Source organism: Type-D symbiont of Plautia stali, from assembly GCF_001485335.1.
In the GTDB taxonomy this organism is placed as follows: domain Bacteria; phylum Pseudomonadota; class Gammaproteobacteria; order Enterobacterales; family Enterobacteriaceae; genus Pantoea; species Pantoea vagans_C.
Genome location: NZ_BBOC01000031.1, coordinates 41,071 through 55,978, shown reverse-complemented (window position 1 = coordinate 55,978; position 14,908 = coordinate 41,071). Strand labels below are relative to the sequence as shown.

Genomic DNA, 14,908 nt, shown 5'->3' with positions numbered 1-14,908 from the left:
CAACTTATCAAACAGCAGGAAAACCTGTTCACGGTCAACCGTACCGAATCCGAAGTGATGTCGATTAACCACGCTGCTGGTCGCCATCCGGTGCGCGTCAGTGAGGCGGTCTTTCGATTGATTAGCGTGGCGCATGCCGTGAGCATCTCCCCGGGCAGCGCCTTCAACTTCACCATTGGTCCGGTGGTGAAACGCTGGAAGATTGGTTTTCAGGGGCGTGAAATTCCCCCCGCAGAGGAGATTGCCGCGCTATTGCCGCTGACCGATCCTCACCAGGTGATCCTCAATGAGCAGGATCGCTCGGTGTTTCTGCAACAAGCAGGCATGGAGATCGATCTCGGGGCCATCGCCAAAGGCTATATCGCCGACGTGGTGCAGGCATTTTTGCGCCAGCAGGGTGTCGTGCAAGCGTTGATTAATCTCGGTGGTAACGTGCAGACGCTTGGCTCACCGCCACATGAACCTCAGGGCTGGAGTATCGGCCTGAAAAAACCCTTTGCCGGGGATGAGCTGTTAGGTGTGTTGCAGGTGCAGGGCAAATCGGTGGTGACATCGGGGATTTATGAGCGCTACTTCGAGTTGGACGGCAAGTGCTGGCATCACATCTTCGATCCGCACACCGGCTATCCGTTGGATAACGAGCTATTGAGCATCACCGTGATCTCCGATCGTTCGCTGGATGGTGATATCTACACCACCTTGCTGTACGGCATGGGCGTGGAACAAGGGCTGGCGTATCTTGCCGACCAACCCGAGCTTGATGCAATATTTGTCACACGCGATCGACAGATCATCTGCTCTTCGCCGCGCCACTTCCGATTCCAGCAGCGCGACTTTAGTTGGCAGCTACGTTACTGACAGTATTGTTGCAGCAGCGAATGGTATTCTGGCTGTAAACGATAGCGATACACCGGGCGGCCGGTGGCACCATAATGAATGCTGGTAAACAGAATATTAATCTGCGCCAGCCAAATCAGGTATTTACGGCAAGACACGCGGGAAATATTCACTTCTGCTGCCAGTTCATCCGTGGAAAACTCATGGCCGGGATGCGCATCAATCCACTGGCACAGCGTGCGCAGCGTTTGCGGCGTTAAGCCTTTCGGCAGACGCTTGTTGTCATGCTGGGTGGCCGGGTTGCCGTGAATCAACAGATCGACATCGGACTGCTGATAATAGTGCTGATTATCCATCAGCGACTTCTTCTGGCGCCAGCTGGTCAGTGCTTCTTCGAAACGCGGGAACTGGAATGGCTTGATCAGGTAATCCACCACGCCATAGTGCAGCGAGGTTTTAATGTTTTCGGCATCGGCCGCAGAAGAGATGATGATCACTTCCACCGCACTCTGCGCCTGACGCAGTTCAGGCAGCAGATCGAGGCCATTTTCCTGCTGCATGTAGATATCCAGCAACACCAGATCGATCGGCGTGTCGCTATTAAACAGGAACTCTTTGGCCTGCTTCAGGGTTGAAGCCGTGCCACAGCAGTTGAAACCTTGCACCTGGCCGATAAACGATCGGTTCAGTTCGGCAACCATGGCGTCATCATCGACCACTAACACATTGATCATGTGGATTTATTTCCTCCATCCCAGGGAAGTTGTACTAAAAATTGCGTAAACACGCCAGGTTCTGATTCAACACTCACACCGCCACCGAGGTTTTCTGTTTGTTGTTTTAACAGGAATAACCCTACGCCCCGGTTTTCACCTTTGGTCGAGAAGCCCTTGTCAAAAATGGTGGCAAGGTGCTCCGGCTCAATGCCCGGACCATCATCGCTCACTTCACAGGCCAGCCAACCGTTTTGGTAGTGCAGCATCAGGTGAATTTCACCTTCGGTTTGCTCGCTGAGCGCGTCGATCGCATTTTCCACCAGATTGCCGATCACGGTGATCAGGGCTGCCATTTGATCTTCATTGCCGCTATCCGGCACGAAGCTGGCATCGCTTATGGTGAGGCGATGGCCGCAATCCGAAGCGCGATTAATCTTGCTGAGCAGAAAACCAGCAATGACCGGTGACTTAATTTTATCCAGCAGATAGCCAATCTCAGTCTGGTAATTATTGGCTGTTTTCAGGATATACGCTTCGACCTGCGTATAGTTTTTCATGTGCAGCAGGCCAAGAATCACGTGCAGTTTGTTCATAAACTCATGCGAACGCTCACGCAGCGCATCGACGTAGTTTACCATGCCGGTCAGACGCTGCATCAACTGGCTGATTTCGGTCTTATCCCTGAAGGTGCAGACCGCACCGATGATGCGGCCCTGGCTGTGCACCGGTACGGTATTGCTCAGCAGCAATCGGCCATTCACATTTAACTCTTCATCACGCCGTGCGCGACCGCTGTGCAGTACCGCTTGCAGATGGTCATGGATCACGGACGCATCACCGCTAACGTTGCCATTGGCCAAGGCGTTGTTAAGCAAGGTGCGCGCTGCCTGATTGACCAGCGTCACTTCGGCCTGGTCGTCCATCGCCACCACGCCTTCCTTCACCGAGTTGAGGATCGCCTGGCGCTGCTCGAACAGGGTGGAAATTTCATACGGTTCCAGGCCAAACAGGATGCGTTTCAGCACCCGCACCAAAATAAAGGTGCCAATCGCGCCCGCCACGGTGCCGATCAGGATGGTCCACAGAATGCTCCAGCGACTCTCATTGATTTGATCGGCAACGGCGCTGAGTGATATACCCACTACCACCACACCAATCTGTTTATGCTGTGCATCATAAACCGGGGTATAAACGCGCATCGCACGCCCCAGCACGCCCTGATTCACTGAGACGTTCTCGTGACCCAGCAGCGCAGGTTCAATGTCATTGCCAATGAAGTGTTGGCCAATCAGCTCAGGATTAAGGTGCGAATAGCGAATGGTGTCCATGTTGGTCACCACCACAAACAGCAGATGATTGCTCTGCTGCACTTCTCTGGCGATAGGTTGGATCGCGGTGGTGTTGGGCGGTAGTACCAGCGCGCGCTGTATTTCCGGCAATTTGGCCAGTGTGCGCGCTACGGCCATCGCTTTCTCTTCCAACTGCGTTCGCGTAGCGGCACCAATCTGAAAGAAATAGAACATGTGCACGCTGAGCAGCACCAGCACGATCACTGCGCTGAGCATCAGTGTCACCAGGGTGTTGAGTTTCATTGGGCGCTTACGTGCGGGTGTTACAGGCTGTGGCGTGCTCATTGTCGCTCCCTGAAAGAAGAGGGGGCTATTATGACGGTTAAATGTAAAAAGGTCGTCATAAACTCACAAGGACCTGAAGTTGCCACGCGATGTGCGTCTGTGGTGCGCAGGTTGCACCAATAATTTTCGCTTAATCCCCTTTGTTCCCCCCTTTTCCCCTCATCACGGCTCAATTGTGATTGGCACGACATCTGCATAGGTTTTGTTGGCTTGTATACAAGGCCGCATACCAGTCAATCACCCTGGAGGGGTAAACATGCGTAACAATGATAAAGAGAACGTCAACGCACAGCGTCGTCAGATGATGAAATATTCCATGCTGGCACTCGGCGGTGTCGCACTCAGTGGCGTATTAGGCAGTACAGCGGCACTGGCAGCAGATGATGAAATTCTGATTGGTTATTGGCCGATTGTGGGTGGTTTGCCGTTATACGCCGGTATTGAGAAGGGCTTCTTCAAACAAGCTGGGTTGAATGTCAAGGCGGTTAAATTTGCCAGCCCGCAACAAGTGGTTGAAGCGATGATCACCGGTCGCATTCATGGATGTGCCAACGGCACCGCAACCGGCGCGCTGGGCCTGGGGGCGATTACCAGCCCAGACTTGTTCAAAATTATCTGCTCTAACCCCTCAAATGAAAAAATGGTGCTGGATGAGTTCCTTGTGCCGATGAACAGCACGGCAAAATCCATCAGCGATCTCAAGGGTAAACGTATTGCCAGTGGTCCGGGCATCCAAAACGTTACCATGGCAAAAATCATTCTGGAGAAAAACGGTTTCACCGACACAAAAGTGATTGAGCTGCCTGTTGGACAGCATGCGCCGTCACTGGCTGCCGGACAAATTGACGGCGTCTACACGCTGGAACCGACCGGGACCGTGGCGCGTATGAAAGGCATGGGTAAGGTTCTGGAAACCGGCGTGATCGCCAAATATGTGCTGGGTGATGCCAACGCGCCGTGGTTTGGCGGTGCCGCGGCGCTAACCAGCAGTTTTATCAACGCGGACAAGGCGCGTGCACAGCAGGTTATTAATGCCTATGGCGAAGCCGTGAAGTTCATTCAGCAGCAGCCAGAAGAGGCTCGGCAATATGTGGCAGGCTATACCGGTATTGAAGCTGGATTGGTGAAAGAAGTGCCATTGCCGGGGTTCGTCATGTATGACCAGCTTACCGGTGACAACCTGCAATGGTTCCAGAAGTTTTATGACGTGTTCGCGGAACGCAAAATTTTCAGCAAGCCATTACAGGTTGAACCCTTGATCTACAAAGCTTAAGGAGAAGCGAACATGCTGAAATGGCGATCCAAACTGATCCCCCTGATTGGCCCGATACTGCTCTTTTTGCTATGGCAAACGGCGGTCAGTGCCAAATGGCTTAATCCGGTATTGCTTCCCTCTCCGGGGGAAACCTTGGGTTATCTCTTGGGGGCTTTGACCGATGGCAGTATGAATCAGGACATCGGCGCAACGCTGTATCGCACGCTGATGGCCTTTATCGTGGCCGCGATTATCGGTGTGCCGCTGGGCGTGATGCTAGGGAGCAGTGAACGGCTTTATCGCAGCGTCGAATTCCTGGTGGATTTTTTCCGCTCAACGCCATCTTCGGCGTTAATCCCGCTATTCATGCTGATTTTCGGTATTACCGATACCAACAAGATTGCTATTGCCGCCTTTGCTGCGGTGTTAGTGATTCTGTTCAACAGCGCCTACGGGGTGATGAATGCGAAAAAGACCCGCATTATGGCGGCGCAGGTGATGGGCGTTTCACGCTGGCACGTATTCAAAGACATCATGTTGATGGAAAGCCTGCCGCAAACGTTCGTGGGTTTGCGCACCGGTGTTTCAATGGCCTTGGTCATCGTCATTGTCGCAGAGATGTTTATTGGTTCTGAAACGGGGTTGGGCCATCGCATCATAGATGCGCAGCAATTATTCAATATCAAAGACATGTATGCATCGATTCTGATCACCGGTGCCTTTGGTTATTTGTTAAATCTGGGGTTTCTGCTGATTGAGAAACGCTGCGTGCACTGGAGTGGCAAAGCATGAGAAACAGGGAATATCCGCAACCTAATACCCATGTCACTATTCGCGGGCTGGATAAAAGCTTTGCGGGTCAACCGTTGTATCAGGATCTCAATCTTGATCTGCCGAAAGGCAAGATTGTGTCGATATTTGGCCCCAACGGTTGTGGTAAATCGACCTTGATGAATATGATTGCCGGACTGATTCCGATCGATCGTGGGCAAATCCTGTTCGATGGAAAAACCCTCGCCGAGACCAATATTGGTTATGTTTTCCAGAACTATCGTGACGCGCTCTTTCCCTGGCTCACCGCCTGGCAGAACATCGCCTATCCGTTAAAGCGCCAGGGTATGAAGTCTGCGGCGGTGAAAAAGCGGGTGAGTGAACTCTCGGAGATGTTTGACATCCGTTTTGACTTACAGCGCTATCCCTATGAGCTTTCGGGTGGGCAACAACAGACGGTGTGCATCATGCGTGCGCTGGCCACTGAGCCGGAAGTGATGTTTCTGGATGAGCCGTTTTCAGCACTGGATTTTGAGATGACGCTGTTCATCCGTGACAAGCTGCAGCAGGTCCAGCTGTTGACTGGCGTGACGATGCTGATTGTTTCGCACGATCTGGAGGACGCGGTCTTTCTCGCGGATGAAATTTTGCTGCTGACGCGTCGGCCGACGCGCGTGGCTGAAATCGTGCCTTTTTCACTACCGCGTCCGCGTACGGCAGAAATCATGAGTGACCCGGAGTTTGTCAGAGTTAAAGCGCACACGCTGGCGGTGTTTAAACGGGAGATGGCGGGGTAGCGTGAACATGCACAACGTCGTCGGACGTTGTGCATGTGTGAGGGATTAACCCTGCTTCACGCGGTTGGCAAAGCTCTTACGCAGCTTCTGCAGTTTCGGTGGGATCACCGCCATGCAGTAGCCGTTGCGCTGACCGGCACCATCCCAGTAATCCTGGTGATAATCTTCTGCCGGGTACCACTCTTTCAGCGGCTCAATGGTGGTGACCACGGGCACATTGAGATCGGCCTGTGCACGGGCAATGGCGGCAATCGCTTCTGCTTCCTGCTCTGGGTTAGCCGGGAAGATCGCAGAACGATACTGCGTGCCAACATCGTTGCCCTGACGGTTTAATTGGGTTGGATCGTGTGTCGCGAAGCTGATATCCAGCAGGTCGCCGTACTTCACCTGCTCGGGATCGAAACCAACACGGATCGCTTCGGCATGACCGGTGGCACCGCTGCACACCTGCTCATAGGTCGGATTCGGGCGCTCGCCGCCGGTGTAACCACTTTCGACTGACTCTACGCCAATCACATCTTTAAACACTGCTTCGGTACACCAGAAACAGCCACCGGCGATCACCGCATATTCGGTTGCCATCGTTTTTTACTCCTGTCAGGTCGAAAGCAATACTGTGAGGGCGCTCGGGTGCGATTTCAACAGACTCAAATTAACATTTCTGGCTTAAAATCGCGGTGTTTATCGAGCACGCTATTGCTCATGATGGTAAAGCGTCCTTCGCCAGTGTAGTGCAGGGTGGGTGGAAATTCCGGTTGCTCGGCAACATGGGCTTTGACGATTTCGAAAATGAAGAAGCTGTAGTTATTCACCATTGAGTCGTCATACAGTTGGCACTCAAAACTGGCGAAGCACTCGTCGATCAACGGCGCGTTGACTACGCTGGCGGGCTCAGGCGTGAGTTTGAAAGCATCAAACTTATCGATACCATCGCCGTGGCTGTTGCCTATTGCCACCACGCTATCGACCAGATCAGCGGATGGCACATTGATCACGCACTGGCCGCTGTGGCGAATCAACTCATGGCTGTAATTGCCGCTGGCGATCATGCAACCCACCAGAGAGGGGGAGAACTCCAGAATGGTGTGCCAGCCCAGTGTCATGATGTCGTGATGATTTTCAAACTGCGAACTCAGTAACACCACCGGACCGGGCTCCAGATATTTCCTCGCCTTGCTCACCGGAAAGTCAATTTTATGCAGGCGTTGGCTCATCATGCGTCTCCTATTTTCACAGAGATAGAGTAAGTGTAGCTGCCAGGCTTTACTGGACCGTCATTTCACGGCATGGTAGAGCGTCATTTTATCTGGAGCTGGTTAATGGAATCTGCGTCTGTGTCCACATCTCGTCCTGTCTTACATCTGCTGTGCGGCAAAATTGCTGCGGGAAAATCGACGCTGGCGCATCAACTGGCACAAGAAAACGGAGCCGTCATCATCAGCGAAGATGCCTGGCTGGCGCATTTATTTGCGGAAGAGATGCAGGATGTCGCTGATTATGTGCGCTGTGCAGGTAAACTGCGCAATGCGATGACGCCGCACTTAATCGCGTTGTTACAACGTGGTGTATCGGTGGTGCTGGATTTCCCAGCCAACACCTTGAGTCAACGTCAGTGGATGAAAGCGGTGATCCAGAGTGCGCAGGCAGAACATCAACTGCATTTCCTTGATGTGCCGGACGCACTGTGCAAGAGCCGTTTACAGGCGCGCAATGCTGAAGGCAGCCACGACTTTGCGGCGACAGATGCGCAGTTTGAGCTGATCAGCAGCTACTTTACTGCACCGGGGGCGGATGAAGGGTTTAATGTGGTGGTGCACGGTTAACATCGATTGAACGGTGTAGGGCGTAATAGAAGAAACGTCTCCCGGATTGAATGAGCATGTGGGTGAGGAGCGTTCCTTGCTCCCGGTCCCGGTAATTATCAAGGTGAATCATCAGGATCCTTTGTGACTACTTTTCCCACCTTTTTTACCTGCCTCGGAGGCCTTTTGTGGATCGTCTTTAAAACTGCCGCCACTCTGTTGGCCGCCTTTCTTACCTGCTTCAGACGCTTTTTTTTTGTCATCCGCAAAGTTACCTGAACCGCCTCTATGTTGAGCCATGGTCTTGCCTCTTAATGCGTGATCATTAACATGATGGGAAAACACATCATGTGCTTTTTTCACTTTTATTTTTAATGGTGGAATTGATCTCTTCAAGCGCGACGGCTGAATAAAAAGGTATCACGTTGATAATATCAAGGTTATTTTTATTACAGGCGAAGTGATTTTTTATTTTTTGCGTTGTTATGTTACTTTTCAATAATAAGCCAAGCGTGTAAGTCTTGATATTATTTATTCGACGCCTTAATCACAACTTTTCCTTATTTAAACCGCGCGAATGCTACAGCGACTAAGCTTAACTTACCCATTCCGGGTAGCTGGAGGTAAATATGTCAGAGCGTCCAGATCCAGATAAAGTGATACCGCTGCCGGGTGACGATGAGCCGTTACCGGATGACGACGATGATGGTCAGGATCTGCCTGATGAGCAGAAGCCTAACATCTAAGCGTTAAGCGAAGAGCCGCTTATGGGCGGCTCTGTTGCTGCGGCAAAGTGCTAATCTGACGGCTCACTGCCATCTATTGATGGCGAGTCATAACGAACATACTGCCGTATCGCTTCATGCAGGGCACGATTGCGATCTGATTCCAGCCCACGGGCTTCATATTCCCTGGCCATCTGAATCAGAACTTCATCGTACTTACCCTTAAAAGTGATGTTGTTCAGCGCAACCTGTTTGATCATCAATTCGCGCAGCACTTCTGTTTCAATCTTCAGGTACTGAACCGTTGCTTCCAGTTCCTTGATTCTATCCTCAGCTGACATTATTACTCCCTAAGCAAATATGAACGGCGTTCGGTGTGAATAAAGTAATGTGCATCAGGAATATCGCATTGAAATTGGTGTTATTCAACCCATGCCAGTCAGAATCGGAAATAAGCGAGACGTAGAATCAGTTCGATTTGAAGACCGTTTATGTTTGAATTATTAAATCGTACGCTTTGCGCTGCGATTGCCTACAGGACATGCATTGAACTGAGGTGTGATGACACATAGTGAGTAATAAATGAATATTTTGATGGGTGCGCTAAAAATGCACCCTATGGAAAACTCTATCCATTCATGTAGGGACGTCATTCATGGCGACCGTCAGGCTGCATCATGGCAGGCTGGTGCGCATTAGTTATTCGGGCAATGTGCACTTTCTTGAGTAATGCTTCTGATCATATCGACTACGCGTTTAGCGATATTCCTGTCTGCATCTAAATCAGGGTCATAGATGGTCACTGAAATGCCGCAGCAACGGGAATGGTTAAACAGTGTTCGGCAGACGTTGACAAGGCGTTGAGAGGATAAGCCAGGCTTACCGGGACAATCGACCGCAGGCATTTCATCACTGTCCCGCACATCCAAATCGAGATGAATCCAGTAAGGCATAGCAGGAAAATCATCTAGGCGTTCATTTATCAAATTGACGAGCTGGCTATCCTGCAACTTCAGCGCGTCAAAAACCGTGATGCGTAAAATTTCAGTCTCTGCGATGTCAGGCCATTCATAATCTTCCAGCAGTGATTCGCGCTCTCCCAGTTGAATAACGGCTTTATCCTCAACCAGCGGGCCATCAATGCCGGGCCACTTGGTGAGTAAGGGCTCGCCACGGCCAGTGACCAGCGCGAGATCCATTCCGGCCGCCGCGCCGGGACGATCTCCATGTCCACGCTTCCAGTTGCCTGGATGACGAAAATCGCTGTGACCGTCGATATGCACAAGGGCAAGGTTACCAAGTTGACGTCTGCAACCCAGCAAAGCACCGGGCAGTATTGCGCAGTCGCCCCCAATGACAACAGGCTTTAAGTTGCAGCGAAGGGCAGCTTCTACTTCATCTGCCAGATTCAGATTAAGCTGTCTCAGCTTATGACCGTTTAAAATGTCAGTGCCCGGTTCACTCTCCGGGCTGTATTCAGGGCAGGGAACTGTCACGATCTCGAAGGCTGAGAAGCATTTATCCAGTCCCTGCTGCATCAACACTGACGGAGCGCGATACGTTCCGGGAATGTCCCCTTCATAGAGTGGGTTAAGCCCAAGATTAGACGGAATAAGAAGAATTTTTTGCATCATTATCCTGCTGTTGGCTGAATGCGTCTGGGGACTAACGAGCATCATTCATTGAGTCGGTGTTGCGGTTACTGGATTATAGTCTGGGCTTATTGCGAAAGTGATTTTGAGCAGATTAGGGATGGCCTGCTGTAAGCGAATAATGGATGTTTATGCTTGTTCTCACTACTGAACGGGGCTTAACAAACAGGGAGTGATGGCAATTGAAAAGCGTTTTTACCGGGCAAACCGGGATAATAGTTCGAAGGGGCTCATCTGAGGTCATCCGCTGCTATCGCGTTCGGCTGGTACTGCGTTTTCAGAACTGGCACGGTAAACCCTATTTCGTACTCACCGCTTTTCCAAAGGCCTGATATGCACCGTTCCGATTTCAACGAGTTAAGCTGTTTCATCACAATATATTTCGGTCAGGACTACGATCTGATTCATGATACGGTTCAAGTTGAGCCGAAAATACGAACTTTTCTAGAGCAAGAGCACCGGGCAAGCTGGTATGGACTTGTGGCCGATATCGAACTTTTTCTTAGCAAAAGTGATGCCCCTGGAACGTTGTTTAATCATTACTTCAGAGATGAATTTGCTCCGGAACTGTGGGGTACGACCGCAGAAGACTTTCTTCATTTGGTTCTCAGAATGGTTAACGATGCAATCAAAGAGTATGAGGATAATCAGGGCCAATCGTAATTTACTGAAAGCTGTACGCCTGAGAGCAGAGAGGCTGCTATGAGCGAAGTATAGACTTTCATACCTTGAAAATTACGCTATTAGATGATTCAGGGTATGCGCTTGCTGGTTACGAATATTGAGCGAGAATCATGCGATGATCACCGTTTTTCTTTCGAGCCAGTAAGTGCTCCACGTTCGTTAACGAATACTCAGGGCATGCAGACAAACTGCTGACTATATTTCTTTCGAAGAACGTGGAATGCATACCAATCCCCGATGAAAAGGAGTTGGTGATGACTGCGATAAATCAGTTTGCTGCTCATATTGGCCTCGATTGGGCAGATAAAAAGCACGATGTCTGCGTTCAGTTTAACAATGGTGAACGAGTTTTCCATATCATTGAACATACGCCAGAAGCACTTGATACCTGGCTGAAAGCGTTGCACAAAAAAGTGAAAGGCAGGATCGCAGTCGCTATTGAGCTTAAGAAAGGCCCAGTGGTTTTCGCGCTACAAAAATACCCGTTTATCACTGTTTTTCCTGTTCATGCGTTATCACTTGCTCGCTACAGGCAAACCTTTTGGCCCAGTGGGGCAAAAGACGACCCACAGGATGCAGAGTTGGCGCTGGAACTAATGCTGCGTTATCCCAAAAAAATCAGAGCCATTGAGCCGGACAATGCGGATATTCGATTACTTCAACAGTTGGTTGAACAGCGTCGGCAACTCATTGAAGACAAACGTCGCTTTGTGAACAGGTTAATCAACACTCTCAAACAATATTACCCTCAACTTCTGGAATGGTTCTCACATCGGGGGAGCTTACTGTTGTGTGAACTGATTATAAGATGGCCTAGTCTGCAACAACTGAAGCGTGCCAGGCGTGACACTGTTCGCAACTTTCTGAATGCCAAAGGTGGCCGTGCAACAGCCCTTACCGGTCAGCGTGTTGCGAGTATCGATGATGCGATCCCGTTGACCACAGACCCGAGTGTTATCGAGGCTAATGCTTTGATGGCAACAGCACTGGCGACACAAATTAAAGTGGTGAGTGAAATCATCAAAACCTACGATGAACGAATCGAAACGCTGTTTAATACCTTGCCAGATGCAGGTCTGTTTAAATCACTTCCGGGCATGGGGCCATGTATGGGCCCGCGTATGCTCGCTGCTCTTGGCGATAACAGAGACCGTTTTAATAGCGCAGAAGAAATTCAAAACTACGCAGGTATAGCACCGGTAACAGAAAGAAGTGGCCAGAAGTCCTGGGTCCACTGGCGATGGCAGTGTGCCAAGTTCGTCAGGCAGACCTTTGTTGAATGGGCCGCCAAGACGGTTAACTCATCATACTGGGCCAAACTGTATTATCAGAGCCTCAGAGAGAAGGGTAAATCTCACCAGTCTGCGATCCAGGCACTGTCGTTTAAATGGATCCGTATAATTTATAGCTGTTGGAAGCACAGAACCTGTTACGACGAAGCAAAGTATTTGCTGGCTCTCAAAGCGCGAAACTCGCCCTTACTGAAGCCATAAAAAGCTTGTCGAATGTCTCAGGGCGTGAAACGGACGTTTGCTGATGATTACTTAGTATTTTTTGGAGCGTTACATTTCGGCGGCGAACTCGCCTCCGAGCGGCTTTCACGCAAACTTCTGCAGTATCCTGATCGCCAGATCCATGCCTTTCTCACGTTCTTCGCCGTAGTTGTTCCCGTCATGCTGTGCGTCCTGCATGACGTCGATAAGCGACTGAACGGAAAACTCACGTTTATTACCCAAAACCTCAAGCACCGCGCCGCCGATCTCGTTACAGATGGCCTTTCCTTCAGCGAACTCATTATAATCAGACATGATTTATCCCTCCGTCAGGTTTCGGGCACAGTCGCCCAGCCACTATATTTTAACATATAAGATCGTGTGCAACGTCCGCTCCTGGCACACAGCAGACATTGCCACGATAATCCGCGGGCATTCCTGACATTGCCCTTTCATGACACAGGCCTCCAGAATTACTCACGACACAGTAAGGCTGCTTTCCCACCCCCTTCAGCCCAATCCTCAATCAACCCACAAACCCACTCAGCTCCTCTGCCACTTCTGCGTAAGAGCACCATTCTTGCCCTGAACCGGATCGCTCTCAGGAAAGGGAAGGTGGCGCATCCGCTGTATCATTGATGCTGTTGGCGCTTTGCGGCAGATATCCCATTGCTGGCCGGGCGGGTAAGCGCCGACCACCTGGAAATCATCGCTGCTTCCTTGGTTGCAGTGACCTGTGCCGGTGGGCAGCAGTGCCACATCTCCTGCGTTCAGGGTCACTATTTCTCCTCCCGGTCCACCCAGCATGACTTTCGCGGTTCCGCTGACACACCCGAGCACCTCATGTGCGGTGCTGTGATAGTGGTGGTAGTTGAAGATGCTCGCTACCCACTGCGGCGGCCAGTTGTTCTTTTCAAACTGTGCTTCGGTGGCATCGGTCATATCAGAACTGGGTACTAACGCGTGATGGTAAAGAATGACGGGAAGCTTTGAATTGTTGGGCACCCAACCATTTGGCTCCAGATGAAGTAGCTGGATATTCGATGTGGTCGCTGCCGTTGCCGAGAAGTGATCAAAGATAGCGGGGGCAGCGATTGAACAGGCTGAGACCCAACGCATAAAGTGTCTACGTGACAGATTTCCCATGTCTACCCTCTGGAAATAATGAGATGTAGATCACATTATAGCCGCCACACCGATTGTGGTGGCGGCTACGGCCGCCTTATCAGCTGAACCAGCATCGCGTTCATCACAATCAACTACTTCTCCACCGAACTCTCCATCCCCGGTTCCGTCAGTGTCGCTCTCAGCCGCGGCAGGCTCTGTGGATAATTTTGCTGCACAAACTCAATCATCTTTTCGCGCACGTAGCAGCGTAAATCCCATGCGGTGGGGGAGTTTTGTGCTGTCATCAATAAGCGAATGGTCATGGTTTTATCCGTCGTATCGGTCACCTGCAGTACCTGGGTCTGTTGATCCCAAAGCTTGGTTTCACTGAGCACTTTTTCAAAATGCTTTCGCAGTGGCTCCAGTGGCATGGAGTAATCCAGGTAAAGAAATACCGAGCCTAATATCTGCGCGTTATTACGCGTCCAGTTCTGGAAGGCGTTTTCGGTAAAGTAGGTAATGGGCAGCACCAGACGTCGCAAATCCCAAATACGTACCACCACATAAGTCAGGTTTATCTCCTCAATCCAGCCCCACTCATTTTCCACTACCACCGCATCATCAATTTTAATCGGCTGCGTAAAGGCAATTTGTATGCCTGCAAACAGATTGACCAGCGACTTCTGCAAGGCAAAGCCGATGATGATGCCCGCCACGCCCGCACCGGCAAGGATAGTGGTGCCGAATTTTCGCACTCCAGGGAAGCTGAGTAGAATCAGAGTGAGACAGAATGAGACCAGTATGACAATCGCGACCTTTTTGACATAGATGATTTGCGTGCGAATTTTACGGGCGCGAAGATTATTTGACAGGTTGATATCATAGCGAATAAACAACATATCCTGTGCGACATTGGTCAGGCGAATTAAAATCGAACACAATGACAATATAATAAAGATATTCAGCGTGGTGGTAATAAAGGAGAGCGAATCCGGTCGGACATTAACGTAATTCACCCCAACATTGATCAACAGTAAAGGGATGAATAAAAACAGGGAGCCACGCAGGTGCTTTTCAAGTGATTTGAATAGCTTTCGATCACGACTCTGCCAGTAGCGGATGAATCGGAGGAGTAAGAATCGGGCCAGGAAACCCACTGCTAATGAGAGGGTGACAAGCAATACAGCAGGCACCCACGATGGCGCGCCAGATAACTCATCAAATATCAACGGCATTATTTCCCCTTATATTAAGCTCACAACCTAAAGTTGTCAGATAAGTCCCAAAAATCAGTCATCGATGTTTTCTCGTTTATCTGTGAATGACGGGATTCACATCTATTAGTTTATGAAAGATTGGGCTTATTGGTTTGATTCACGCGTAAATAATCTGCTGGGTGAGTGATTTTAATATTTAATGCACTGATATATATGGA

Annotated in this window: 18 protein-coding genes; 8 read left to right on the top strand and 10 right to left on the bottom strand. The window is 50.4% G+C overall.

Translation table 11 applies throughout. The features are described 5' to 3' along the window. Nucleotides 1-858: FAD:protein FMN transferase (locus PSSD_RS11935; protein WP_058972388.1), on the top strand; the 858-nt coding region annotated here is incomplete at its 5' end. Here PSSD_RS11935 and dcuR read toward each other — a convergent pair. Both dcuR and PSSD_RS11925 read right to left on the bottom strand, forming a co-directional pair. After that, nucleotides 852-1,571, bottom strand: a complete 720-nt coding sequence (dcuR, locus tag PSSD_RS11930; RefSeq protein ID WP_039334778.1) for a two-component system response regulator DcuR — start codon at nt 1,569-1,571, stop codon at nt 852-854. The two genes, PSSD_RS11935 and dcuR, sit on opposite strands and share 7 nt — an antisense overlap. After that, the gene (locus PSSD_RS11925; protein ID WP_058972387.1) at nt 1,568-3,187 is read right to left on the bottom strand and encodes a sensor histidine kinase; all 1,620 of its coding nucleotides are present in this window, start codon (nt 3,185-3,187) and stop codon (nt 1,568-1,570) included. The genes dcuR and PSSD_RS11925 overlap by 4 nt, the downstream gene beginning before the upstream one ends. A 256-nt stretch (nt 3,188-3,443) precedes the next feature. On the opposite strand from PSSD_RS11925, the gene PSSD_RS11920 reads away from it, so the two are divergent. Genes PSSD_RS11920 through PSSD_RS11910 form a run of 3 tightly spaced genes read left to right on the top strand, consistent with a single transcriptional unit; the run spans nt 3,444 to nt 6,010 of the window. Further along, on the top strand, nt 3,444-4,460 hold the full coding sequence (locus tag PSSD_RS11920) for an ABC transporter substrate-binding protein (protein WP_058972386.1): 1,017 nt from the start codon (nt 3,444-3,446) through the stop codon (nt 4,458-4,460). Nucleotides 4,461-4,472: 12 nt separating this feature from the next. Beyond that, nucleotides 4,473-5,234 (top strand): ABC transporter permease, encoded by a 762-nt coding sequence (locus PSSD_RS11915; RefSeq protein ID WP_039334786.1) that lies wholly within the window; start codon nt 4,473-4,475, stop codon nt 5,232-5,234. Further along, nucleotides 5,231-6,010, top strand: coding sequence for an ABC transporter ATP-binding protein (locus PSSD_RS11910; RefSeq protein ID WP_058972385.1), 780 nt, complete (start codon nt 5,231-5,233; stop codon nt 6,008-6,010). Before PSSD_RS11915 ends, PSSD_RS11910 begins: the two co-directional genes overlap by 4 nt. Nucleotides 6,011-6,055: 45 nt before the next feature. On the opposite strand, the gene msrA is transcribed toward PSSD_RS11910, so the two are convergent. Together msrA and PSSD_RS11900 are read right to left on the bottom strand one after the other, a co-directional pair. Continuing rightward, nucleotides 6,056-6,592: a peptide-methionine (S)-S-oxide reductase MsrA gene (msrA, locus tag PSSD_RS11905; RefSeq protein WP_039334791.1), complete on the bottom strand. Its 537-nt coding sequence runs from the start codon at nt 6,590-6,592 to the stop codon at nt 6,056-6,058. A gap of 65 nt (nt 6,593-6,657) precedes the next feature. Then, nucleotides 6,658-7,224, bottom strand: coding sequence for a flavin reductase family protein (locus PSSD_RS11900; RefSeq protein WP_058972384.1), 567 nt, complete (start codon nt 7,222-7,224; stop codon nt 6,658-6,660). 105 nt (nt 7,225-7,329) lie between these two features. Here PSSD_RS11900 and PSSD_RS11895 point away from each other — a divergent pair, with 105 nt between their 5' ends. After that, entirely contained in the window at nt 7,330-7,833 is a 504-nt protein-coding gene (locus tag PSSD_RS11895) for a P-loop nucleotide/nucleoside kinase family protein (RefSeq protein ID WP_058972383.1), read from the top strand. 111 nt (nt 7,834-7,944) lie between these two features. Here the strand turns inward: PSSD_RS11895 and PSSD_RS26215 are convergent, their stop codons facing one another. The 3 genes from PSSD_RS26215 to PSSD_RS11885 all read right to left on the bottom strand — a co-directional run bounded on the left by PSSD_RS26215 (nt 7,945) and on the right by PSSD_RS11885 (nt 10,171). Next, nucleotides 7,945-8,112 carry a con-10 family general stress protein gene (locus tag PSSD_RS26215; RefSeq protein WP_064511455.1) on the bottom strand — a complete coding sequence of 56 codons (168 nt, stop codon included), beginning with the start codon at nt 8,110-8,112 and terminating at the stop codon, nt 7,945-7,947. 496 nt (nt 8,113-8,608) lie between these two features. Further along, entirely contained in the window at nt 8,609-8,878 is a 270-nt protein-coding gene (locus PSSD_RS11890) for a hypothetical protein (RefSeq protein WP_039334799.1), read from the bottom strand. A gap of 354 nt (nt 8,879-9,232) precedes the next feature. Continuing rightward, on the bottom strand, nt 9,233-10,171 hold the full coding sequence (locus PSSD_RS11885) for an arginase family protein (RefSeq protein ID WP_235589218.1): 939 nt from the start codon (nt 10,169-10,171) through the stop codon (nt 9,233-9,235). A gap of 200 nt (nt 10,172-10,371) precedes the next feature. Between PSSD_RS11885 and PSSD_RS27730 the strand changes: the two genes are divergently transcribed. From PSSD_RS27730 to PSSD_RS11875, 3 genes are all read left to right on the top strand, one after another. Continuing rightward, nucleotides 10,372-10,521 (top strand): RNase A-like domain-containing protein, encoded by a 150-nt coding sequence (locus tag PSSD_RS27730; RefSeq protein WP_167347668.1) that lies wholly within the window; start codon nt 10,372-10,374, stop codon nt 10,519-10,521. Between the two features lies 1 nt (nt 10,522). Further along, the gene (locus PSSD_RS11880) at nt 10,523-10,852 is read left to right on the top strand and encodes a contact-dependent growth inhibition system immunity protein (RefSeq protein WP_058972381.1); all 330 of its coding nucleotides are present in this window, start codon (nt 10,523-10,525) and stop codon (nt 10,850-10,852) included. A gap of 275 nt (nt 10,853-11,127) precedes the next feature. Next, a complete protein-coding gene (locus PSSD_RS11875; RefSeq protein WP_058972380.1) occupies nt 11,128-12,366 on the top strand; it encodes an IS110 family RNA-guided transposase in 1,239 nt (412 codons plus the stop codon). Nucleotides 12,367-12,471: 105 nt separating this feature from the next. Here the strand turns inward: PSSD_RS11875 and PSSD_RS11870 are convergent, their stop codons facing one another. The 3 genes from PSSD_RS11870 to PSSD_RS11860 all read right to left on the bottom strand — a co-directional run bounded on the left by PSSD_RS11870 (nt 12,472) and on the right by PSSD_RS11860 (nt 14,708). Next, nucleotides 12,472-12,681, bottom strand: a complete 210-nt coding sequence (locus PSSD_RS11870) for a hypothetical protein (protein WP_058972379.1) — start codon at nt 12,679-12,681, stop codon at nt 12,472-12,474. Between the two features lie 228 nt (nt 12,682-12,909). Beyond that, nucleotides 12,910-13,485 (bottom strand): cupin, encoded by a 576-nt coding sequence (locus PSSD_RS11865; protein WP_235589217.1) that lies wholly within the window; start codon nt 13,483-13,485, stop codon nt 12,910-12,912. 140 nt (nt 13,486-13,625) lie between these two features. After that, nucleotides 13,626-14,708 (bottom strand): mechanosensitive ion channel family protein, encoded by a 1,083-nt coding sequence (locus PSSD_RS11860; RefSeq protein ID WP_058972378.1) that lies wholly within the window; start codon nt 14,706-14,708, stop codon nt 13,626-13,628. Nucleotides 14,709-14,908: the final 200 nt, after the last annotated feature.